Origin of the sequence: Lentilactobacillus sp. SPB1-3, assembly GCF_026913205.2 — a bacterium.
Lineage (GTDB): Bacteria > Bacillota > Bacilli > Lactobacillales > Lactobacillaceae > Lentilactobacillus > Lentilactobacillus terminaliae.
The window spans coordinates 1,614,362-1,636,431 of the sequence record NZ_CP168151.1; the positions used below are offsets into that span (position 1 = coordinate 1,614,362).

General features: G+C 37.5%; 28 protein-coding genes and 2 pseudogenes. 18 read left to right on the forward strand and 12 right to left on the reverse strand.

The genetic code is table 11. The annotated features are described in order from the left end of the window. Window positions 1–144 precede the first annotated feature (144 nt). The 8 genes and pseudogenes from O0236_RS08610 to O0236_RS08645 all read left to right on the forward strand — a co-directional run bounded on the left by O0236_RS08610 (window position 145) and on the right by O0236_RS08645 (window position 5,217). A complete protein-coding gene (locus O0236_RS08610) occupies window positions 145–873 on the forward strand; it encodes a GntR family transcriptional regulator (protein ID WP_268913614.1) in 729 nt (242 codons plus the stop codon). A gap of 202 nt (window positions 874–1,075) precedes the next feature. Further along, window positions 1,076–1,657 (forward strand): TetR/AcrR family transcriptional regulator, encoded by a 582-nt coding sequence (locus O0236_RS08615; protein WP_268913613.1) that lies wholly within the window; start codon window positions 1,076–1,078, stop codon window positions 1,655–1,657. A 40-nt stretch (window positions 1,658–1,697) separates the two neighbouring features. After that, window positions 1,698–2,293: pseudogene (locus O0236_RS08620) on the forward strand (NAD(P)H-binding protein). A 13-nt stretch (window positions 2,294–2,306) separates the two neighbouring features. Next, window positions 2,307–3,002 carry an SIR2 family NAD-dependent protein deacylase gene (locus O0236_RS08625; RefSeq protein WP_268913610.1) on the forward strand — a complete coding sequence of 232 codons (696 nt, stop codon included), beginning with the start codon at window positions 2,307–2,309 and terminating at the stop codon, window positions 3,000–3,002. Window positions 3,003–3,067: 65 nt separating this feature from the next. Beyond that, window positions 3,068–3,709 carry an NAD(P)H-binding protein gene (locus O0236_RS08630; protein WP_268913609.1) on the forward strand — a complete coding sequence of 214 codons (642 nt, stop codon included), beginning with the start codon at window positions 3,068–3,070 and terminating at the stop codon, window positions 3,707–3,709. A gap of 190 nt (window positions 3,710–3,899) precedes the next feature. Next, the gene (locus O0236_RS08635; protein ID WP_268913608.1) at window positions 3,900–4,397 is read left to right on the forward strand and encodes a DUF3278 domain-containing protein; all 498 of its coding nucleotides are present in this window, start codon (window positions 3,900–3,902) and stop codon (window positions 4,395–4,397) included. Between the two features lie 10 nt (window positions 4,398–4,407). Further along, window positions 4,408–4,608, forward strand: coding sequence for a helix-turn-helix transcriptional regulator (locus O0236_RS08640; RefSeq protein ID WP_268913607.1), 201 nt, complete (start codon window positions 4,408–4,410; stop codon window positions 4,606–4,608). Between the two features lie 36 nt (window positions 4,609–4,644). After that, window positions 4,645–5,217 (forward strand): TMEM175 family protein, encoded by a 573-nt coding sequence (locus O0236_RS08645; protein WP_268913606.1) that lies wholly within the window; start codon window positions 4,645–4,647, stop codon window positions 5,215–5,217. 47 nt (window positions 5,218–5,264) lie between these two features. Here O0236_RS08645 and O0236_RS08650 read toward each other — a convergent pair whose 3' ends face one another. Both O0236_RS08650 and O0236_RS08655 read right to left on the reverse strand, forming a co-directional pair. After that, on the reverse strand, window positions 5,265–5,669 hold the full coding sequence (locus O0236_RS08650; protein ID WP_268913604.1) for a cupin domain-containing protein: 405 nt from the start codon (window positions 5,667–5,669) through the stop codon (window positions 5,265–5,267). A 2-nt stretch (window positions 5,670–5,671) separates the two neighbouring features. After that, complete coding sequence (locus O0236_RS08655; RefSeq protein WP_268913602.1) at window positions 5,672–5,995, reverse strand: carboxymuconolactone decarboxylase family protein; 324 nt, start codon at window positions 5,993–5,995, stop codon at window positions 5,672–5,674. A 109-nt stretch (window positions 5,996–6,104) separates the two neighbouring features. Here O0236_RS08655 and O0236_RS08660 point away from each other — a divergent pair, with 109 nt between their 5' ends. After that, a complete protein-coding gene (locus O0236_RS08660; RefSeq protein WP_268913601.1) occupies window positions 6,105–6,539 on the forward strand; it encodes a MerR family transcriptional regulator in 435 nt (144 codons plus the stop codon). A 131-nt stretch (window positions 6,540–6,670) separates the two neighbouring features. On the opposite strand, the gene O0236_RS08665 is transcribed toward O0236_RS08660, so the two are convergent. Then, a complete protein-coding gene (locus tag O0236_RS08665) occupies window positions 6,671–6,976 on the reverse strand; it encodes a hypothetical protein (protein WP_372791282.1) in 306 nt (101 codons plus the stop codon). Window positions 6,977–7,039: 63 nt separating this feature from the next. On the opposite strand from O0236_RS08665, the pseudogene O0236_RS08670 reads away from it, so the two are divergent. Beyond that, window positions 7,040–7,441: pseudogene (locus O0236_RS08670) on the forward strand (NAD(P)H-dependent oxidoreductase); the annotation flags it as partial. A 67-nt stretch (window positions 7,442–7,508) separates the two neighbouring features. On the opposite strand, the gene O0236_RS08675 reads toward O0236_RS08670, so the two are convergent. Next, window positions 7,509–8,039: a TetR/AcrR family transcriptional regulator gene (locus tag O0236_RS08675; protein WP_268913600.1), complete on the reverse strand. Its 531-nt coding sequence runs from the start codon at window positions 8,037–8,039 to the stop codon at window positions 7,509–7,511. 323 nt (window positions 8,040–8,362) lie between these two features. Here O0236_RS08675 and O0236_RS08680 point away from each other — a divergent pair, with 323 nt between their 5' ends. The 4 genes from O0236_RS08680 to O0236_RS08695 all read left to right on the forward strand — a co-directional run bounded on the left by O0236_RS08680 (window position 8,363) and on the right by O0236_RS08695 (window position 11,637). Continuing rightward, entirely contained in the window at window positions 8,363–8,785 is a 423-nt protein-coding gene (locus O0236_RS08680) for a hypothetical protein (protein ID WP_268913599.1), read from the forward strand. A 1-nt stretch (window position 8,786) separates the two neighbouring features. Next, a complete protein-coding gene (locus O0236_RS08685; protein ID WP_268913598.1) occupies window positions 8,787–9,146 on the forward strand; it encodes an NAD(P)H-dependent oxidoreductase in 360 nt (119 codons plus the stop codon). 384 nt (window positions 9,147–9,530) lie between these two features. Continuing rightward, window positions 9,531–10,085 (forward strand): PadR family transcriptional regulator, encoded by a 555-nt coding sequence (locus tag O0236_RS08690; RefSeq protein ID WP_268913597.1) that lies wholly within the window; start codon window positions 9,531–9,533, stop codon window positions 10,083–10,085. Beyond that, window positions 10,072–11,637, forward strand: a complete 1,566-nt coding sequence (locus tag O0236_RS08695) for an MFS transporter (RefSeq protein WP_268913596.1) — start codon at window positions 10,072–10,074, stop codon at window positions 11,635–11,637. Before O0236_RS08690 ends, O0236_RS08695 begins: the two co-directional genes overlap by 14 nt. A gap of 50 nt (window positions 11,638–11,687) precedes the next feature. Here O0236_RS08695 and O0236_RS08700 read toward each other — a convergent pair whose 3' ends face one another. Beyond that, entirely contained in the window at window positions 11,688–12,563 is an 876-nt protein-coding gene (locus tag O0236_RS08700) for a LysR family transcriptional regulator (protein WP_268913595.1), read from the reverse strand. 116 nt (window positions 12,564–12,679) lie between these two features. Between O0236_RS08700 and O0236_RS08705 the strand changes: the two genes are divergently transcribed. Beyond that, window positions 12,680–13,165: a GNAT family N-acetyltransferase gene (locus O0236_RS08705; RefSeq protein ID WP_329608925.1), complete on the forward strand. Its 486-nt coding sequence runs from the start codon at window positions 12,680–12,682 to the stop codon at window positions 13,163–13,165. A gap of 37 nt (window positions 13,166–13,202) precedes the next feature. Here O0236_RS08705 and O0236_RS08710 read toward each other — a convergent pair whose 3' ends face one another. The 5 genes from O0236_RS08710 to O0236_RS08730 form a co-directional block, all read right to left on the reverse strand. Beyond that, the gene (locus tag O0236_RS08710) at window positions 13,203–13,856 is read right to left on the reverse strand and encodes a TetR/AcrR family transcriptional regulator (RefSeq protein ID WP_268913593.1); all 654 of its coding nucleotides are present in this window, start codon (window positions 13,854–13,856) and stop codon (window positions 13,203–13,205) included. A gap of 16 nt (window positions 13,857–13,872) precedes the next feature. Beyond that, the gene (locus O0236_RS08715) at window positions 13,873–15,048 is read right to left on the reverse strand and encodes an ABC transporter permease (protein ID WP_268913592.1); all 1,176 of its coding nucleotides are present in this window, start codon (window positions 15,046–15,048) and stop codon (window positions 13,873–13,875) included. Then, a complete protein-coding gene (locus O0236_RS08720; RefSeq protein ID WP_268913591.1) occupies window positions 15,048–15,770 on the reverse strand; it encodes an ABC transporter ATP-binding protein in 723 nt (240 codons plus the stop codon). The genes O0236_RS08715 and O0236_RS08720 overlap by 1 nt, the downstream gene beginning before the upstream one ends. Window positions 15,771–15,942: 172 nt before the next feature. Beyond that, window positions 15,943–16,260, reverse strand: coding sequence for an ArsR/SmtB family transcription factor (locus O0236_RS08725; RefSeq protein ID WP_268913590.1), 318 nt, complete (start codon window positions 16,258–16,260; stop codon window positions 15,943–15,945). Window positions 16,261–16,294: 34 nt separating this feature from the next. Continuing rightward, window positions 16,295–16,858 carry a cadmium resistance transporter gene (locus O0236_RS08730; RefSeq protein WP_268913589.1) on the reverse strand — a complete coding sequence of 188 codons (564 nt, stop codon included), beginning with the start codon at window positions 16,856–16,858 and terminating at the stop codon, window positions 16,295–16,297. Between the two features lie 220 nt (window positions 16,859–17,078). On the opposite strand from O0236_RS08730, the gene O0236_RS08735 reads away from it, so the two are divergent. Next, complete coding sequence (locus tag O0236_RS08735; RefSeq protein ID WP_372791810.1) at window positions 17,079–18,626, forward strand: ClC family H(+)/Cl(-) exchange transporter; 1,548 nt, start codon at window positions 17,079–17,081, stop codon at window positions 18,624–18,626. A gap of 65 nt (window positions 18,627–18,691) precedes the next feature. Here the strand turns inward: O0236_RS08735 and O0236_RS08740 are convergent, their stop codons facing one another. Further along, window positions 18,692–19,057 (reverse strand): NAD(P)-binding oxidoreductase, encoded by a 366-nt coding sequence (locus tag O0236_RS08740; RefSeq protein ID WP_268913587.1) that lies wholly within the window; start codon window positions 19,055–19,057, stop codon window positions 18,692–18,694. Window positions 19,058–19,155: 98 nt separating this feature from the next. On the opposite strand from O0236_RS08740, the gene O0236_RS08745 reads away from it, so the two are divergent. Together O0236_RS08745 and O0236_RS08750 are read left to right on the forward strand one after the other, a co-directional pair. Further along, window positions 19,156–19,617 carry a MarR family winged helix-turn-helix transcriptional regulator gene (locus tag O0236_RS08745; protein WP_268913586.1) on the forward strand — a complete coding sequence of 154 codons (462 nt, stop codon included), beginning with the start codon at window positions 19,156–19,158 and terminating at the stop codon, window positions 19,615–19,617. Next, window positions 19,595–20,992 (forward strand): DHA2 family efflux MFS transporter permease subunit, encoded by a 1,398-nt coding sequence (locus O0236_RS08750; protein WP_268913585.1) that lies wholly within the window; start codon window positions 19,595–19,597, stop codon window positions 20,990–20,992. The genes O0236_RS08745 and O0236_RS08750 overlap by 23 nt, the downstream gene beginning before the upstream one ends. 72 nt (window positions 20,993–21,064) lie before the next feature. Here O0236_RS08750 and O0236_RS08755 read toward each other — a convergent pair whose 3' ends face one another. Beyond that, window positions 21,065–21,898 (reverse strand): chitosanase, encoded by an 834-nt coding sequence (locus O0236_RS08755; RefSeq protein WP_268913584.1) that lies wholly within the window; start codon window positions 21,896–21,898, stop codon window positions 21,065–21,067. Between the last annotated feature and the right edge of the window lie 172 nt (window positions 21,899–22,070).

Consider the following 22,070-nt stretch of genomic DNA (forward strand, 5'->3'; position numbering starts at 1 on the left):
CGCATGCAATAACATTTTAAATGTGGATTCTTTTCTCGAAATTTTGGAACGTTCTAATTATAAATTGTATACGTACCAAAAAAACTGTTATAATTTACAAAAATGATTCCAGACATTGGTTAATTCACAGGAGACAGCAATAACATGGCAGATTTAATATATCGCAAAATAATTAACGATATTAAAAACCGAATATTTGATAACGAATTTCAAAATAATAAATTACCGGACGAGCGTAGTCTTAGCGAATCGTACCAAGTAAGTCGTAGTACGATCAAGCGGGCGCTAAACATTCTGGCTCAACAAGGAGTCGTGTTTAAAAAACGTGGATCCGGAACATTCGTTAATCCCCTCTATCTGAAGAACCAATCTCTATTTCAATATGAAGGAAATAATCTTGGCGTGACTGACAATATCAGTACAGCCGGACAAGAATCTACTATTAAATTACTGGATTATCAGGTAACCCCTGCCAGTGCTGAAATCCAACAAAATTTATTCTTGAATGAAAATGAGTTTGTTTATCAAATCAAACGTCTCCGATTAATCGATGGTAAACCAATCATCATTGAGACTGGTTATATCCCAATCAAATTGGCACCAGAGCTATCTCCTGATACTGTTAGAGAATCAATCTTTAATTATATTGATGATAAAGAACACAAACGAGTTAGTAAGTCTTTTATGTCTATAATGACTGAACCTTCTACTAAAGAAGATCAAGAATTACTTAACCTAAGTACTAATGAACCCGTGGGCATCATGTCAGGAACTTTCTTCTTGGATGATGGTACCCCATTTGAATTCTCGACTATGCGCGTGCACTATCAATATTTAAATTACAATACCTTTATTAACTTAAATGCAGATTAAATTAAAAATATTTTCCCTGTTAAAGTCAGCCGTCACGCGACTTTAGCAGGGATTTTTTATTTTAATAATCAAAACTAGTTGCATTAAATTTTACAGGGTATATACTATTCATCATTCTTGATTGATTGTTCAATTAAGAATGAAAATCATATCATGCAAACAGAAGAAAATATCAATTACCACGATTTGTTGAGGAATTTATATGCGATCACAAGATGATGAAAAACGAAAAAGAATTTTAGATAGTACTAGCAACATAATAATGACCCAAGGAATCGCCGCTGTGTCTTTAAGCAAGATTGCAAAGGATGCAGGAGTTGCTTCCGGAACACTTTACACTTATTTCGAAGATAAGAATGACATGCTTCGTTCATTGTATTTAAATCGCAAGCAGCGAATTGCTGAAGCAGTTACTAAATTCGATATCCACGGCGACCCTCGGCAAGAATTCAATCACTTCATGGACCTAATCTATGAATATGGGCAAGAACATTTAGATGAATTCATTCTGATTCGGGAATTTGGCCAAAGCCCTATTCTCAAAAGTTTGAATATTCCCCAGGAACAAGCTTTTGCTGGTTTCGAAGGATTAGAAGAATTTGTTCAAATAGGTATCAAAAAACAGGCCTTTTTCGACATTGATTATCAGATTATTCTCGATTACGCCTACACACCAGTGGTTGAATATTTGATTGCCCTTAACAACGGCACGTTGGACCAAAACGAAGTCTCATTCGATCAGATTAAATTGTTATCAACTAGAGCTATCTTAATGGAGAAATAAAATGAAAAAAGTAATCTTAATCGGTGCTAATGGCGCCACAATGAAAGTTCTTGAAGATCAATTAAAGGATAATTCTGATGTGCATTTAACACTATTTTTAAGAAATGCTAGTCGGATAAATACTGACAACTTTACCGTTCCTGTTTCAGTTTTCGAAGGCGATGCTACCAATCAAAATGATTTAAACAAAGCCATTGCTGGCCAAGACATAGTGGCCGTTGGACTAAGTGGTGTCTTATCCCCATTCGTTGAACCAATTAAACAAGCAATGAACATGAATAACGTTCACAGATTAATTTTCATCTTAGGATTAGAATTTACGACGAAGTTCCTGGAAAATTTGGTGAATGGAATGCAGCTATGGATGGCATGCCCGACTTCAAACATGCAGCCCAACTAATTGAAAATTCTGGTTTGAATTACACTATTTTAAGAGCGTCATGGATGTCTGATCGTCCCGATATCAATTACGAAACAACTGTCAAAGGTGAACCATTCCGTGGCACAGTAATCACTCGTGCCAGTATTGCAGATTACATTATTAAATTAATCAATGATCCTAACTTAGCAAATCAGGGATCGATTGGTTTATCGGAACCTGGAACAGACGGAGACTCACCTTTCCCATTCATTTAAGAAGGCATTTACAATGAAAAACATCAACCCACAAATTGAACAACTTAACCAACTGATTGATTCACATCACCATATTGTTGCACTGACAGGTGCCGGTATTTCAACATCTGCTGGCATCAACGATTTAATGCACATGCCAATGGGTTCAGGATCATTACTATCCTCGGAAAGTAGCCTTGAAGCAGACCCAGTTAGTTTTTATAAAGAGCTTCACAAAACATTTTTGGATCAGATTTTCCAAAATGGTCCCACGATAGCCCATAAAGCATTAGCCAATCTTGAAAAGTCCGGTCATCTAGACGCAGTGGTGACTACAAATGTTGATTACTTACACGAAATTGCCGGTAACACTAAGGTCGCAGACATTTGGTACAGTTTTAACCACAACTACTGCCTCAAATGTGGTCACGAATTTTCAATCGATATTCTCAACCAATCTGGGGTTCCTTACTGCCCTATCTGTGGTGGATTAATCTCACCAGGACCCACTCATCATCACATCGGTACTTCTAGAACTGATATTGAGAATGCCGTTACCTGGATGAATGAAGCCGATATGGTCATCGTTATCGGTTCAAACGGCTACTATGATCGAGTAAAAGAAAATGTGCCGCTAGTCCAAATTAATCCCCTAAAAACAGAGTTTGATCAAGAAGCAACACTCAACATTCGAGAAAATGCAGATGACGTGTTGAGTGGATTCGTTTAGCAAAATGAACTACATTTAGTTAGATCTATCAATATAGAAATGAATATGCAAAAGGAAATTATATTATGACAACAGTTTTAGTTCTCGGCGCCACTTCACCTACTGCACAAGCTTTTGTTAGATTAATGCAAACAGATTACCCCGACGTAAACCTCAAACTATTCGTGAGAAATCCAAATCGTTTACCTCAGGATTTAAGGGAAAACTACACCGTAATAGTCGGCGACGGTGACAACTATGATGCCTACGTAACTGCTCTTGACAGTGTAGATTATATCTATAATTCAATTGGTGGATTGGGAACCGGTGCCTACACCAAAATACTGATCAAAGCTATTCGTGACACCAACACCCCAATTAAAAAAGTCGTGGATATTTCAGCCGGTGGTATTTATGGTGAATATATGTCAGGTACCGCACCTTACTTGTCAGCGGTTCGAGTAATTCATCCTAAATACACCAAAGATCAATTGAGTAAATTAGACTGGTACAATGAATCTGGATTGAATTTCACTATCTTTAGACCCGGTTTAATTCAGAATGGTCCTGAAACCCAAATTATTACCCATACGCCAGATTATCGAAAAATTGACAAAAACGAATTCGATATTAATCGAACAACATTTGCAAGAGCGGCTGCTAATGCAATGTTTAACGGTGATTACAATAATCAAAGTGTTTCGGTTTCAAATGGAGCTCCACTATAAGAATTTTTGATGATATAGATATCTTTTTTGAAAAACTAACTAGTATTAAAAAGGTAATTCATGATAATAAATATCATGGATTACCTTTTTGAGTTAACCTCTATTTAAATTTTCCTCTTGATTTATTACCTGATATAATGCAACATATATATTGCAATGACATATATATGTTGCGAAAGGGAGATTTGAAATGAACGCTATAAATAAATGGTTCTGGGGATTGGAAGCAAATTTGGATGAAGTACAAAAGCAAGAACTTGCCGCAATGAATAATAAATTGTTTGCATTAGCCATAACTCTGAATATCCTAATTATGACTATTTCATTAATTTGGGACATTTATCAAAGACAATTGAGTATGCATACTATATTAATAGCTATTATGCTGCTTATTATCTCTGGATATGCAATGTTTTTAAGTCGCACCACAATCGGTCGATATGTTATAACCAAGGAAATTACTTCTGAGAAAAAATATCGCTCGATAATAAAACATCTTCGAATACGAACTATTTTACAAACAATCTATTATTTTGTTGTTTATACCTTACTATCCGTCTTTGGTAGTTCCTACATTTTGAATGAAAAACCAACTACTTGGGATTTTGGTATTGCACTAATCACTTCCATTTTTGTGGGACTTTTTATGTACATCTGGAATAAATCAAAAATTAAGCGAAATTTTTAGGATAAACATAATGGATAACAGAATTCGTGAATATCGTAAGCAACTAGGAATGTCACAAAACGAGCTTGCCGACAAGGTTGGACTTGCCAGACAAACAATTGGCTTACTTGAAAATAAAAGTTATAACCCATCACTAAAAGTATGCCTACGTCTTGCAAACGCATTAGACACTACGCTAGATAGTCTATTTAATCCGGAATTTTTCTCATAATTTTTAGTTACAACAAATTTAATCAGGAGTAATAACATGCGAAAAGAACGATTTGAAGCGTTTACCGATGCAGTATTAGCAATTATTTTAACTATCTTAGTTCTGGATATTAAACTTCCAAGCAATTCAGCCTCATTAAGCTCTTTAACGGAAGTGGCTCCAAAGTTTATTGCTTACGTAGTCACCTTTATTTTCATCGCTACCATTTGGGTTAATCATCATTTCTTATTTTCTCAAGTTTCTACAATCAACAACAAAATCTTGTGGGTCAATATTTTGGCTCTTTTCTGGACGTCACTACTACCTGCTACTACCGCCTGGCTCGGTGATCACATAATGTCATCCACGCCAGCTGTGTTATATAGTCTGAACGTCCTTTTATTCAACATCACAATGCTGATTTTACGAAGTCTGGTAGTAAACGAGAATCAAATAACAAATCACATTGGCTTAAACGTTAATGAATTAATTTCATTAGGCATTAACACCATGACTCTAATTGTGGCATTTTGGTATCCACCGTTTTCATTTATTGGTCTGTCTATTGATCTCATCATTTGGATTAGCCTGCAATTTATTCACGATACTTCACGCAAAAATAATCGTTAAAAAAAGACGCCCTAACCTCATCAACTGAGATTAAGACGTCTTTTTATCTATAAACTATCGTAATAATCATCTTCTACTGGTTCCAACCACTCTGGCGTTCCCGCTGTAATCGCGATGTGCTCGAACCATGAATCCTTTTTCGCTCCATGCCAATGTTTGATACCATCTTTGGTAACAATAGTGTCACCCTTCTTTAGGGACTGGGCTGGTTTACCTTCCTCTTGATACCATCCTTCGCCACCGGTAACCAACAACATTTGGTAACCATCATGATGAATGTGCCAATTGTTTCTTGCTCCTGGTTCAAATGTCACCACACCAACGCCAAACTGACCATCAGGTGAATCAGGCAATGCTGATAAATAAGTTTGACCAACAAAATACTGACTGTATGGATTAGGAATTCCTGCTTTAAAAATACTGCCATCTTTTAGTTCACTGTACTTAGCCATGATTAATCCTCCTTATAAACATCCTGAGCAACTGAAAATGCTGACCATGCTTTTGGCCAACCAACATAAAATGCCAGTTGAGTGATTGCCTCAACAACTTCATTTTTACTTAAACCATTTTCTTTGGCCTTATTCATGTGATACTTTAATTGTTCAAAAGCTCCTGTTGAAATCAAAGCTGTGATGGTGACCAGACTCCGATCTCTAGCTGAAAATTCTTTTTCTCGTGACCAAACTTGGCCAAATAAAACATCATCATTTAATTTGGCGAATTGTGATGCAAAATCACCTAAAGCATCTCGACCGGCGGTTTGTTTTTCTGTCATATCTACTCCTCCTAAAACCCACTTCTTGTTTACGTCCCAAATAATACATGTTAAAGTCGACTTTAAGTCAAGTTGAAACCATAAAGTGATAAAAAGGAAGTCTCAATCAATGACTCATAAGGAACAAAATACACTAACCATAAAAGAATTTTCCAACATATTTAATTTGAATGAATCAACAATTAGATATTACGAGAGTCAGTCACTATTGATATCTAAGCGCGATAAAAATAATCGTCGATACTTTGATGAAACTGATGTTTCTTGGTTGAAATTCTTGTTGCATCTAAAAGGCACAGGCATGTCGCTAAATGATATGAAAAAATACGTGATTTGGCGTGCTCAAGGTGATGATACGATGGCAGAGCGCGTTGAATTACTAGAAAAGACCAGAGATGAATTCTTAAAAGATTTTGCTCAAGTTCAGCACCACTTACAAGTTTTAAACGACAAAATCGATTGGTATAACGATAAGCTGAACGGTGAGATTAATGATGAAGAGCAGTTCATCGAATATCTGTCGAAGATTGGCCATGAAGATTAAATTTTATGATGAATGAAGAAAGACCCTTAACTGTTAGACAAATGCCTAATAACTATGGGTCTCTTTTAATCCAAAATCTTTAATATTGCTTGTTGAAAACTGTCTTCCGCTGGTAACTGAGGGTTATCAAATCAACCGGTACCCTCACTCATAATTTCGCCGATAATTTGTGCTCGAATGGTTTGACTCACCACAATCAATTGATCCGAATCATCGATGAACGTCCTTAGTAGGCTGAACCAAATTTGATTCAGCCCATCGATTTCGGCTCTGATTTCCTCACTTTTACGCTCACTTGTTGGTATTGAAATCACAAAATAAAACAGCAAAAAATTATTTAATGCTAACTGTCGCGAAGTTCGTGATAAGTATAAAACAGCCTCTTTACATGTCTTCCCCACTAGCAATGGTGTCAAAGTCGCTCGCATTTTTCTCAAACAATCCAAAAAAATTGCGCTGGCTAATTCGGTCGTGGTGAATCTGTTGATCCACTAGTAAAAAAGTATCAAACTATGATCAAGAATAGCAATGAACTGATCTTTATTTTTCCGATTTGGTGGTACAACGTCCCAGCCATCGTCAAAGGGTTCCTGGACAAGGTAATGCTCAAAGGATTTGCCTACGATGAGGATGAACAAGCTAACACATTTGGCAAATTAAGTTATATTAAAAGAGCGACTGTAATCACTACCTCAACCGTGACTAAAGACTATTTGATCAATGAATCTGGTGACCCAATTCAAGGCATGCTGATTCATCGAGTATTTGATGACCTTAATTTTGACGCTAATACTAAATGGATCCATTTCGGCCAAGTCAACACGACAACCGATGAAAACCGTGAGCTATTCTTGAAGCAATTACCTGATATTTATAATGGCAATGATTCTAAAGAATCATAGACTAAATCAAGCATAGACTAAACAAAAAGATTTCTATCCCACTAATACCGGGTAGAAATCTTTTTTATTATGAACGATAAATTTGATCTTGATTAAGCATGTCCAGAATCTCTTTAATTACCTGATCAGATGACGGTTTTAAACCATGGCTCAACCAATCGATTATCACTTGTACTATCCCACCAATAATAAAATACTGCTGAACATGCGTGAACTGATTAAATTCTGGGAAACTGGCTACCAAAGCCGCTAGGTATTGGCGAAATGATTGTTCAAGCATTGGTAACAAATCGTTTTTTATCATGACCTGTAATGTTTCTTCTCCATCTTGCCAATAAGCAAAGCTAGTTTTTAGAATTGCTTCTAACGTCATCGCACTCTGCGATTGCTGCAGCTCGTTTAGATATTGCTTAAATAACTGATTTGATTGGTATTGAATCACATCTTCCTTACTATCAAAATTTCGATAGAAAGTTAACCGCGCCACGCCCGCCTTTTTGGTAATCTCAGTGACAGTGATTTTGTCTAATGGCTTGTCTCTTAGCAAGATCAATAATGCTTGGGCGATCCATTCCTTGCTTGAACTTTCAGTATCCATTTTCCCACTTCCCCTCATGTAACACTTTTGGTTGGTTTGTATCTACTCCTACTCAATTATCCATGTGATAATCAACATAGAATTTAAAAACTAATGGAGCAATCATTCTATGACTTTATTATTAACTTTAATTAGTGGTATCGCCTGGACCGTTGTCTATATTGGTTTAATTTACAACGGTTTTAAATATAAAACTTACGGTATTCCACTATTCGCCCTTGCCTTAAACATCGCTTGGGGAAGGAATTTATACCGCCAATGATATTTTCGTTCATCCCGCCCTAAACAGTGTTCAAACTTACGTCAACCTAATCTGGTTTGCCTTGGACATAGTTATTGTAATTACCTACTTTGAATATGGTCGCCAATTTTTCCCAGAAAAAGCTAAACGATACTTCATTTCATTTAGTATTTTGACATTCTTGAGTTGTCTAGCAATCCAATTGGCGTTCTACTTCTCATTTGCCCCAATCGCAGCTGCCAAATATAGTGCGTACTTACAAAATGCCGCCATGTCAATTCTCTTTGTTAACATGTTATTCATGCGTCCCAACACTCGTGGTCAATCAATCACTGTGGCTGTCGCCAAATGGTTGGGCACATTACCGCCAACATTATTGATGGGAGTTGTTCAATCAACAAATTATTACATCATCATTTGTGATGTTATCTGTTCCATCTTTGATTTAATCTACATTTACTTTATCGCACAATTCAAACGTGAATCGAATAGGACTGGTACCTAATATGAAAAATATCTGTATTATTTTTGATCATCCATACACCGCTACTGCGTATGACAACGAACCACACCATCGAAGTTTCTCAGCAGCCTTGTTACAAAAAATCAAAGACGGTGTTGCCGACAACGACAATGTCAGTCTAGATGTTATTGACCTACACGCTGACAACTTTGATCCCGTTATGCATGAGGCAGATTTGAGTACTTGGCGCAGACGACAGCCAATCAATGAACAAGTCGCTAATTATCAAGAACGTCTACTAGCCGCCGATGAAATCTTCTTTGTTTTTCCAATCTGGTGGGAATCAATGCCAGCAATGACCAAAGGATTCATCGACAAGGTTATTGCCCCGGGAATGATCTAACAACAATCCAAAGGCAAGAAAAGATTCATCAATCAATTCACTAATCTAAAAAAGGTTTCCTTAGTGACTACCATGTCCACACCCAATATGATTTACCGTTGGTTGTTTGGCAACCCCGTTACAAAAATTTTATTCCGCGGAACTTTTCTCAAAATGGGTTTCAGTAAATTCAAATGGTACAATTTCAGTTCTGTTGATAAAAAATCATTAACTAAGCGCCAAGAAATCCTCAATGAATTTGAAAATAAAATGCGTAATCTTTAATCAACTTCCGCCTGACAATTTGGTCAGGCCTTTTTTATGCTGTTTTTTTTGTTGACGTGTATATCAGTCTGATATAATATGTATCAGGTTGATATATAGAAAAGGTGGTATCAAAAATGCATGTATGAATTATTTATTCTAAGTGAACTAATCGAAAAACCACTGAATGGTTATAATCTCAAGAGAATTCTTCAAAACATCTTGGGTGATGAGCGCAATGTTAGTTTTGGAATGATATATCCGCAGTTAGACCGGCTTGAAAAGAATGGCTATATCACGACTAGCTTGGATCAAACAGATTCGAAGAAAACTAGCAAAATTAATAAGATCACTGCTGCTGGAAAGCAACATTTTCAAGAATTGATGGTCACACCTGTCACTCCCAATCAAAACGCTCAATTAACTTACGAGATCAAAATTGGTAGTTTTCATATGGTATCAATTCAGACGCAAATAACCATCATGCAAAGTTATATTGAATATTTATCTCAGAAGATTGCCACAAATCATGCTAGCAAGAAAGTCATCAAAGATGATAAACCTGGGATGTCTCATCTGGATAAAGAGGATACGCTTGAAACCCTTGAGCTTCGATTAACTCAAAATCAAGCTGCCCTCAACTGGGCCAAAAATAAATTAAATAAAATCGAGGAATCTTATAATGGAACAATCTGAAAAAACATCTGCCAAAAGTTGGTGGGTCCTAGTCGCCGTTTGTTTAGGCGTCTTCATGTCATTACTTGATGTCACTGTAGTTAACGTGGCATTACCATCAATTCAAAAGAATTTTAATACTAGTTTTTCAAACTTACAGTGGATCATCAATGCTTACACATTGGTTTACGCAGTTATGCTATTATTGGTCTCAAAGTTAGGCGATTTGTTCGGCCGTAAGTTAATGTTTAACATCACGCTAACCATTTTCACCTTAGGGTCATTAGCATGTAGTATGGCCACCAGCAATCTGATGTTAGTAATCTTCCGTGGTGTTCAAGCCCTTGGTGGTGCAGGTTTAATGAGCCTATCCATGAGTATTGTTGCCGCAACCTTTTCTGGTAAAGCTCGTGGCTTAGCATTGGGTGTTTGGGGAAGTGTCGCTGATTTATCTACTGCCCTTGGACCACTGGTTGGTGGTATCTTAGTGCAAGCATTCAACTGGCGAGCTATCTTCTTAGTTAACGTGCCAGTCGGTGTCCTTGCTCTCATCATGTCAATTGCCTTCATTCGTGAAAGCGAAAAAATTCATAATGAATCAATCGATTTCTTAGGAATGTTAATTTCAACTGTCATGGTCTTCTTATTGATCTTAGGTTTGATCCAAAAGGAAAACCATTATGATTATTCTTGGACTAACTGGCATGTATCTTCACTGATTATTGGAGGAATCGTTCTCATAATTGTCTTCATCGTGCTAGAAAGTAAACTTAAAAACCCAATGATTGATTTGAGTATCTTTAAGAACCGTGGTTTTGTAGGTTCTTGTATTGCAGCCTTTGCCTTAGGTGGCGGACTCTACGCTTTCTTCACTTATCTAACTATTCTTTTACAAAATTACATGGGTTACTCAGCTTTGCAAACTGGAATTAGACAATTGCTGATCAGTGGCTTCTCACTTGTTTTAGTACCAGTTGCAGGAATGTTAAGTGACCGCATCAAACCGAAATACATGATCAGTGGTAGTTTAATTGTTGCTGGTTGCGGAATGTTAATTGCTCACACAACTTTAGGCTTTAGTGCCACTTGGACCGTCCTTATCCCTGCATTTATTTTATTCGGTATTTCTAACGCGTTAGTCAACCCTTCTATTTCTAACGCCGCCGTTAGCTCGGTGCTACCTCAACAAATAGGTATGTCATCCGGCGTTGTGAATGTCTTCCGTCAGTTCGGAACAAGTTTTGGTGTTGTAATCTTAGGTCTGACATTAACTGATGCTTATCACAGCCATATCACCAGTGGTTTAAATAAAATCACGCAATTACCCGCTCATGCAAAGGATGGCTTAACTAAAGGATTATTTGCTGCTGGTCCTTTCTCAGGCAAGGCAGTTCTTAACAGCCCTCGTGCTCAAGAGTTACACCAATTACCATTCTTCGATAAAATCTCAGATGTTGTCACTCACGCTTACTATTATGGAATGCACAACGTCTTACTAACTTGCGCCACGTTATTCATCGCGGCTGGAGTTATTTGTTTCTTCTTGTTTGAATCAAAGAAACGTGTTGATTAATTTAAAGTAAAAAAGACCATAATCCCAAATAATTGAGGTTATGGTCTTTTTTAATCTTTTTTATTTAATACGTTATCCGTCGCATCTACAAATTGTTTAATTATTGGCGAATTATTCGAATCAGACCGTGTTAATAAATGCATATGGATATGATTGGTAACATCGTTCTCAATAGTCTTAACAGTACCCTTTTTAATTGCATCTTTGGCAACAAACTCTGGAACATAACTGAATCCAACACCACACGAAACCATTTTAACTATCGTATCCAAACTGGCCAATTCCTGTGTTGTAAACTTATGTTGGTGTTGCAGCCACGTCGCAGTTTCAAATTGGTTACGATAACTACATTGAGCTTCATTGGTTAAGAATACCACATCTGGATCAGACAGTATTTCTTCTTGCGATTTATATTTACCATCAGTGATTAAAGACATTGCCTGTTTACCAATGTCATGATCCACCAAAACATTATTCACTTTCATGGGCCAAAGCATAAATGCTACATCGACTTCTCCCCTTAATAGACGTTCTTCATTATAAAGGCAGGTCGCATTGACAACCTCAACTCTGACATTTGGAACAACTTCACGAAATTGTCGAATGATATCTGGTAAATAGACACAACTAATTGATTCTGGAGCAGCAATTTTTATTACACTCGGAATGGCACTCTTATCATTTAATTCATTAATTTGAGAATAATTATCTAACAGTCTTTCCGCTATTGGGACCAACCGCTTGCCCATGTCAGTTAATTTAAACTGATGCCGGGTGTAAGTATATAATTTACCACCCAATTCAGTTTCCAAAGACTTCATCTGCATTGATACAGTTGATTGAGTGTATCCCAGTATTGAAGCGGACTGAGAAAAATTACCCGTGTTAACTAAACTAATAAAAGTCATTAATTGCCGAATTTCCATTTTAGGCTCCTTTTAGGTATCAAAAAAATTGATAGTTATCATGATATCTATCAATTTTACTTTCACTCAATTGCTTTGTAAAGTTAACCTATAACCATCAAGGAGGAACCAACATGATAAAAATTAAGCCATACACGTATAGTCCATCGCATTTAGCAGAAATTATTGATTTAATCAACTATTGCCAAAATATTGAAGCCCATCTCAATATCAAAATGAGTGAGCAACCAGATTTATTTGAGATTGAAAACTACTACCAACACAATCATGGTAATTTTTGGACTGCCTTAGATGGCGATCAAGTAATAGGAACAATTGCATTATTACCCATATCTTCAGCCACCGCTGTTTTAAAAAAATTCTTTACATACCCTAAATATCGTGGTCAACCACATCATCTAGGTCAGCAATTATTCAATCAATTAGAGCAGCATGCTATTGAAAATAAATTTAAAGAAATCATTTTAGACACTCCAGAAAACGAACACCGTTCACACACTTTTTATGAACATCATGGTTTTATCCAAATTAAACCAGAGCAAATGACTGTGTCCTATCCATTTCCCGATCGCAATTCCCGCATTTATCTGAAACAATTATAATCAATTTTTTTCTGATGAACTTTTATCTCACAAATGATCAATCGTGATTCCGCAATCCATTCATCAAAAACTTGGTCGCTTCCAAACTCTTTTGCTCAACATCAAAAGGTATATCAACATTGCTAATGATTCTCGGGATCATATAACTAAGCACAATACTAGCCGTATACTGCATGACTTGATCGATAGAAATGTCGCCAATTTGACCTTTTTCTTTAAATCGATTAATCACTTGGCCAATTCTTCCAGCAATTAATTCATCCCACTTAACGGCGATCAATTTAAAAATTTCTGGATTGCGAATAATCTCTTGAATGAAAACTTTTAGTTGTTTATTACTATCCAGGGCGAACTGCATTCGGTCTTTAACAATATAGTGTAAAAAAGATTCGAAGTCAGAATACTCATTAGTCGCAACTTCAGATTCAAATTCATTCATCGCTCTGGGAATCACATTCTCAATGAATGGTCGCAATAACGCCTCTAATATCCCCTGCTTAGTTTTAAACTTCTTAAATACCGTTCCTTCAGATACTCCGGCCAATTCAGCAATCTGGCTACTAGTAGTACTTTCAAATCCCTGCTGGGCAAATAAAGTTAAACTCGCTTTTAAAACTTCCTGTTGCTTAACCGATAATTCTGATTCGGAGATCGATGAATCAAACAGGGTTTCAACGTTATTAATTTTCATTTGTTCACTTCCTAGACTAAACTTTACGATATCTCTTCAAGCCAACGATATTTAGAACTGTTAATACAATCAAAAACAAGAACAATATGCCTAAATCAACTCCTAAACTAGTAAGTGGAACGCCACGCATAATCACTGCCGTGGTTGCGTCTCCTGAGTACTTCAAAGGAATAATATATGAGACTGCTTTAATCCATGAAGCCATTGAATCCAATGGAATCAAACCTGAGAAGAAGATTTGTGGTACCACGACGAGTGGAATGAACTGCATCATTTGGAATTCTGAATTGGCAAACGTTGATAACAAGATACCAAACGATAGTGCTACTAGTGCTAATAGCAAATTGATCAGCACTACCGAAATCACACTACCAACCACTTCAATTCCCAGCAACCAAATGGTGATGACCACGATCACAATCGTTTGTAAAACAGCTAGAATTCCGTAACTCAACATGTAACCAAAGACGATTGATGAACGTTTAACGGGTGTGGCCAATAATCGATCCAAAGTTCCAGTAGTTCTCTCTTTTAATAACGCCATTCCTGAAATCAAGAAGACAAAGAAGAAAACAAAAAATCCCATCAAAATTGGTAACATCTTAGCAAAGTAACCAGTGTTTTTATCACCATATACGTAGGTATTGGTGATTTTTGGCTGTGCAGCCATCTTTTTGTTTGGCATAGCAGTTTGATTAGGCATTGTTTTCCCAGTAGGCCGGCCTTGTTGCTGACTTTGAATGATCTTTAATTGGGTCGCTAATTTAACAGTTTCTTTAGTACTTAATTTCAGAGCACCCTTAAGCTGATTAATACTAGTTTTGGTCAGTGCGTTGCTAAAGGCCATCTTAACCGCTGTCGTTTTTGATGCATCTGTATTGGCGTAAGTTAAATGATAATTATTGCCATTTCTTTTAACAACAGCGTCTATTTTAGCATCTTTGAGAGCTTTATTCGCATCAGTTTTAGTTGCGTATTCCTTTACAGAAACATGTTTGATTTGATCAATTTCTTTATTCACTGTTTTTGTAACACCAACGGTACCAATATTGACGTTGGTAGTTGAATTAGTATTAAAAATCACGCTCATTAACAACATCACTAGAATTGGCGCCAGAAACATCAACGCCAGGGTTCTTTTATCACGGAAAAGTTCTTTTAAAACCCGGTTCATAATCGAAATTGTTCGCATTATTCTGCCCCCTCAGCCTTTAAAAAGACATCTTCAATCGTACCAACATGGTACTGTTCTTTCAGAACACTAGGCTTATCAAATGCCATTACTTTACCATCCAATAGTAGTGCCACACGGTCAACCAATTCTGCTTCATCCATCACATGAGTAGTAATTAAAATACTTCGGCCAGCATCACGAACTCTGGCTAGTTCCGCCCAGATTTGTCGTCTTAAGGCAGGATCAATTCCCACAGTTGGTTCATCTAAAATCAATAGATCAGGTTCGCCCAATAAGGCGATTGCCAATGACAATCTGCGCATCATCCCACCAGAATATCCGGCAACTCTTCTGTCTAAAGCATCAGTTAAATCGACCACTTTAGACGCATGAAGGATTTCATCTTGCAACTTTTGCTTATCGATACCCTTCATCTGACCATAGAATTTCAAGTTTTCTCTCCCAGATAAACTGGTATACAGAGCATCGGTTTGGGCCATATAACCTATCTTGCTTAACAGCTGACGATCAGGCAATTGAGTATTAAATACTTTAGCAGAACCGCCATTGGCAACTTCCATGCCCAAAGTAACTTTAATTACAGTTGATTTACCGGCACCCGAAGGGCCAATAAGTCCAACGATTTCACCAGCATTAACTGTTAAATTGACATCTTTTAAAACTGTTTGTGAGCCGAACTGTTTGGCAATATGCTGTAAGTCAATAATTGCTGTGTTCATTGTCATCTCTCCTTGGATTCATCTTTATCACTAAGTGAGTGACCGCTCACTTATTAAATTCAGTATATCTAATTAATTTTAATTGTCAATCAATAACAAAAAAGCCGTAAGATCAGCACGCTGATTTTACGACTTTGGTTATCTAAGTATTATTATTTCGAATTTGTTTGGGTTACTTATCGTACATCTTGGTTGGATGTGGTTCACCCTTAATTTCATGCTTCACGTGGTTTAACATATCGTCAACCATTTCAATAATATGAGGATCATCCAGTCGGTACAAAATTCGGGTACCTACTCTTTTTTTAGTAACTAATTGATACCGATACAGAACTCCCAGATGTTTGGAAACCACTGATTGGGCTAATTGTGTCGCAGAAATAATCGATGTGACATCAACATAATCATTTTGTTCCCGCAAAAAATAAAGAATCGAAATGCGAATACCATTCCCCAATACTTTATAGATTTTAGCAGCCTCTGTTATCAAATCCTCTTTACTGGTTGCGATAATTATCCCACCTTTAAAGCCAGGCCATAATATGACTAATTAAACCACTATCCCAAAAGACATACAGTCCGACACCAATATACACGATTTTTGTTAAAATCTCACCGTACTTTTCCATCGTGTTATACACGACTTTAATGTTACCGATAAGGTTGATCAACACTACTACTATACCAGATAAGACCACTAAGAACAGTAGAACAAGTGCAAAATCTTCAAAACTCAAACCAGTCAATATTGGTAAGAAAATTGATAAGTTACAACCCGAACAAACAGCTAAGTATGTAATGAAGGTTGCCAATACTGGTGAACGACCCTTGTCATCTGCCAAATCATCGTCGTCATCTTTAAATGCCATATAAATCGGTAGGATTCCCAAGACACCTAATAACCATTCCGGTAAGAATAAGGCTAATAATTTGCCCGCAAAGAAACTAAGCGACACTAAAACAATAATTCCTAAAACGTAGCCAAGCACAACTTTCTTAACATCATACTTCTTCAATAGAATTAACAAAATGAAGAAGAAATCCAGATTGACTCCTAAAAACGTAATTAAAATTAACCACCAGTTCATTCAATCATCCTCTCTATATATTCCATCTATGGAATATATAGAGCATAGTCCTTTAACATCAAATATGCAAACATTGCTTATATAATATAAGCTTCACTGTTAAATAATCATATGCTGTTCGATATCAATGCCCACAATTCCAAGTCTTTCTGCCACCCCACTGAATTTCTGCTAAGATAGAGTTTGTGTGAATTCTGAATAATTAAAATAATGTGGAGGGATACAATTGAAGCAACCACGTTTACGCTTCGCTATCAAGGGCCTGCTTGTCGGATTAACGGTTGGGATTGTCGTCAGCAGTTTCCGCTGGTTGATCGAACATGGCCTCGCAATCTTTACTACAATCTATCAACATTTCAGTTGGCCCATCGCAATTGGAGTTTTGTTAATAAATTTAGTCATTGGCGTCATCATATCCCAATTGCTCAAGCAAGAACCTAATATCTCTGGATCAGGAATCCCCCAGGTTGAAGGACAACTGCAAGGAGAATTCGAGTTGACTTGGTGGTCGATTCTTTGGCGCAAATTTGTCGGTGGAGTTCTGGCACTATCACCTGGTCTTTTTCTAGGTCGGGAAGGCCCTTCTATTCAACTTGGTGCCGCAGTTGGTCAGGGAATCTCTGAGTGGCAACATGATGACCGCAGTGAACGCCGCATAATGATTGCCGCTGGTGCCGCTGCTGGATTATCAGCCGCGTTCAATGCACCAATTGCCGGTAGTTTGTTTGTCGTAGAAGAAATTTACCATAACTTTTCGCCATTGGTTTGGTTGTCATGTCTATCAAGTGCAATTGGTGCTAACTTCATATCACTTTATGTCTTTGGTGAATTACCGGTTTTGCACCTCATTTATCCTAAGCCACTGCCCATCAATCTGTACTGGCATTTATTGATACTCGGAATTATTTTAGGACTACTAGGTAAGTTTTATCAGTGGATTCTTTTACAGCTACCAGAATGGTATGCTCATACAAAAATCCCTCGCAACTACCAAGGATTGATTCCTTTAGTCCTCGTAATTCCCGTCGGTTTTTGGGTGCCCCAACTAATCGGTGGTGGTAACCAACTAATTATTAACTTTGGTCACCAGGTACCATCGTTTACCATATTATTAGGAATTTTTGCCATTCGGTTTATTTTTTCAATGGTCTCTTACGGTTCCGGATTACCCGGCGGTATTTTCCTGCCGATTCTATCATTAGGTGCCATCATTGGCGCAGCTTATGCGCAATTAATGGTTGGCATGCATGTTTTACCCACATCCTACATAATCAACTTCATAATTTTCGCGATGGCTGGTTACTTCTCTGCTATTGGTAAAGCACCCTTTACCGCTATTTTATTGGTCACGGAAATGGTCGGTAACTTAAAACTGTTGATGCCACTAGCAGTGGTGTCCTTAATTGCTTACCTAGTGTTAGACAGCCTAAATGGTGCCCCCATCTATGAAGCTTTACTTGCTAAGTTAGTGAAACATCCTTCTCCCGCACCATCCCAACAGATGGAACGTATCGAAGTACCCATCTTTGCCGGCAGTGCCCTAGAAGATCATCAAGTCCGGGACATTACTTGGCCCAAGTCTTCATTACTAATTGGAATAATTCGTGGTGAAAAAGAAGTTATTCCACATGGCGACAGTGTTTTACAAGCTGGGCAGACATTAGTGATTCTCACCAGCGCAACTGATCGCCAACGAGTCCGTGCTCAAATTCGTCAGTTAGCCACAACTAGTGGCGTCACATTTGGGCAAGCCGAGAAACCTGAGTAATAATTTCAAACTAAAAAGGACCACCAGAGTGAATAACTTTGGTGGTCCTTTTCTTCATATCAAAGTTAATTTGCGTTTAGTTCATCGAATGATTCATCGATACTGGTTGTTCCGCCGTAAAGATTGAATCCCTGATTGAATGCTCGAGTGTCATGAAGGCACTTGACAACAACTGCAGCAACATCAGCTCTAAACACCACATCATTGTGGCCATTACCGTCAATACTAATTGTATTAGTCTCATCACCATCGGATAAAATAGCTGGGCGAATTACCGTGTATTTCAAACCACTCTTCTTAAGTATCTCTTCAGCATAGTACTTAGTCACATAATAGCTAGGAGTATCGTACACATCCCATGTTGACCGTGACTCAGCTCCAGTTGCTGACTCCATGACATACCGGTCGATATTTTGCTGACTTAGCAGCATCCATTATCTTACAAATAAATTTGACTTTAGTTACTCCACGATTTACACTAATCAACGTCGCAAAAATGTGCAAGCGCACATAAAAAGGAGTTGATTTTATGGTATCTAATCAAAATAACGACAGAGTTCAAGGCATTAGTATCGTCAATCGAATCATTCAAAATGATCTGAAAAGAAATGTAAAGCAATATGGGCTGAACGAAAATAATTATTTTTTCATATTTTTCATTAACGATCACCCCGGTGCTTCTCAAGACGAGCTGACACGGACTATGTTTTTAGATCATAGTACTATCACACGAGCTGTGGCCAAGTTAATTAAATTAGGCTACCTAGAACGTCGCTTTGATGAGCACGACAAGCGAATCAGTAGACTGTACCTTACTGCCGAAGGTGAAGCTCTTCGTAAGCCACTCTATGAATTAACGCAGCATGCCGAGGACGTAGCATTCAATAATTTATCGGATGATGAGCGCGAAACTGTGCAAACTCTGCTATTAAAATCAGCTCTGTCACATGAAAAGGAGAAAGCAAAAAATGCAATCACAAAATACAGATAAAATGGCATCTCGAGACATATTGTCAATTGCCGCTGCTGCTATTATGGCGTTTATTGGAGTGCTTATTGAAACTTCTATGAACGTCACCTTCCCCACTTTAACCAAGCAACTGGGAGTTAATTTAAGTACTATCCAGTGGTTAACTACTGGTTACCTATTAATGGTTTCCTTAGTTATCGTTTGTTCATCATATATTAAGAACCGATTTAAAGAACGTAACATATTTATTGCCGGAACATTATTTGCAATTGTTGGTGACCTCTTTTGTGCCCTTGCTGGTAATTTCCCCATCCTCTTATTAGGACGACTAATCCAAGCTGTCGGAACAGGAATCGTGTTACCACTTCTATTCAACATCATCTTGGAACGTGCTCCCATTGCTAAACGTGGTGTTTATATGGGTCTAGGAGGTTTAACAGTTTCTTTAGCTCCTGCTTTGGGACCAACCTTTGGTGGCATCGTAGTTTACTTCTTAAGTTGGCGTGATATTTTCTGGATTGTATTACCATTAATGGTAATTGGTTTAATCATGGGATCGGCCATTGAACAAATTACTCCATTGAAGAAGGAACAGTTCGATTGGCTAAGACTACTATTACTAACCATCATCTTTGTTAGTTTGACTCTAGGATTCAATACTATTAGTGAATTTGGGTGGATCAATGGTCAATTTGCCATTGCTTTAGTAATTATGATCATCGCCTTAGCGGCGTTTATTGCTGTTTCACGACGCAGCAATCGGGTTCTTGTAAATATTGACATTTTCAAAAATCCAGTCTTCAACTTAGCACTGATTGCATATGTGTTTATTCAGTTCACTAATATTGGGATCAACTTCGTGCTACCTAACTACAGTCAAATCGCTGATAACTCGACTTCTCTAATTGCCGGACTTATCATGTTGCCCGGTAGTTTGATTGCTGGATTACTCAACCCAGTTTGGGGCCAAATGTATGATTCACTTGGAGCGAAGCGACCAATCACAATTGGTAACTCACTATTCTTCTTAGCAATCGTCTTGTTTGCCGTATTTAGTTTCCATATTTCGACCATCATGATCTTGATTTACTACGTCATTTTTGCGATTGGTATGACAATGTCATTCAACAATACGATGACCTATGCCTTAACGATTGTGGGCCCAGAATACGAAACTGACGCCAACGCTATCTTTAATACTTTGCAACAATTCGCTGGTTCAATTGGAACCGCAATTGCGTCAAGTTTCTTAGCATCAGGCAGTGGTACTAGCGCCGCTATGATTATGAAGTCTGGTACGCAACATGCCTTTATGTTTGTCGGTGTACTGATCTTGATCAACTTTGTGTTGTATCACTTTGTCTTTAAAATGGGTGCCAAACAGTTAAAACTCTAATCTAATTATTAATAAGAAAATCCCTCAACTTTATAAGTTGAGGGATTTTCTAGTAAACTGCTATTGATCAAATTAATTCAATTTCTTTACTTGTTGACCATCCAAATAATACTTCTGATTGTACATTGTCCAACTTAATGGTAACTGCAAGTCAAATTTACCTTCATTGATGAATTTTCGTTGGACATTCAATCTGGATAGGTCCTTATGAGCAGCCTCTGACAGCATGATTTTAGTTCTGACTTTCAAGAAATGCTTGAGATACTTAGCCTCATTACCGCCCTGTGCAGGTGTTTTGCACTTCTTCAAAGTATCAGCGAGAATTCCCTGAAAACTGCTGTGATCACTATCTTTACCTGGCCCATGGACAACTAACGCATCATAGTAGATATACTGTCCTAATGGACTCAAGCCATCCTTTTTAGCATACTTGATGGCTGGATTCATGTACTGTTTATCCAAAATATCATTTTGTGCCTTGATCATTGCCGAATCCTTGCTGGCTTTTCGCCAAGCTGTGACGTATTTATTTCCTAATCCTTTATGTGAAGAGGTTCCATTAACTGCCTTCAAGGCTGGCAAAAATGGTTTCAAAATATTATGTTGAGGTTTTAATTGCACATACTTTTTAACCACTTCATACATATCACCGGTTCCTGAGGTGAAACCAATAATTCCCCCGGTATAGCCTCTGCCATCGCCAATATCTTCAATGTAGCGATATTCTTTATTGTAATTAAGAGTCGAATTCTCGGCACTCGAAACCAAAGCAAAAGTAGTTTTTCGCAAATTTCCTGTTTGAATCGTTTGCGGTTGGGTCTTTGAATCTTTCTTCAAGCTTTGTTTAGCAGCACAACCCGTTAATACCAATAAAACACAAGCGAAGGCTAACAATATTTTCTTCATTAACGTCTCTTCCTTAGATTAATTATTGAATACTACAAATTATATTCTACCTTTCGTTGTTTAAGCATTTGCATAGAAATGCTTAAGTTTGTCTATTGAAAGGAAATAACATTTAATGTGGAAAAATTTTCTTGCTTTCAACATTTCGTGATCCTGTAATAAAAATCGCGTT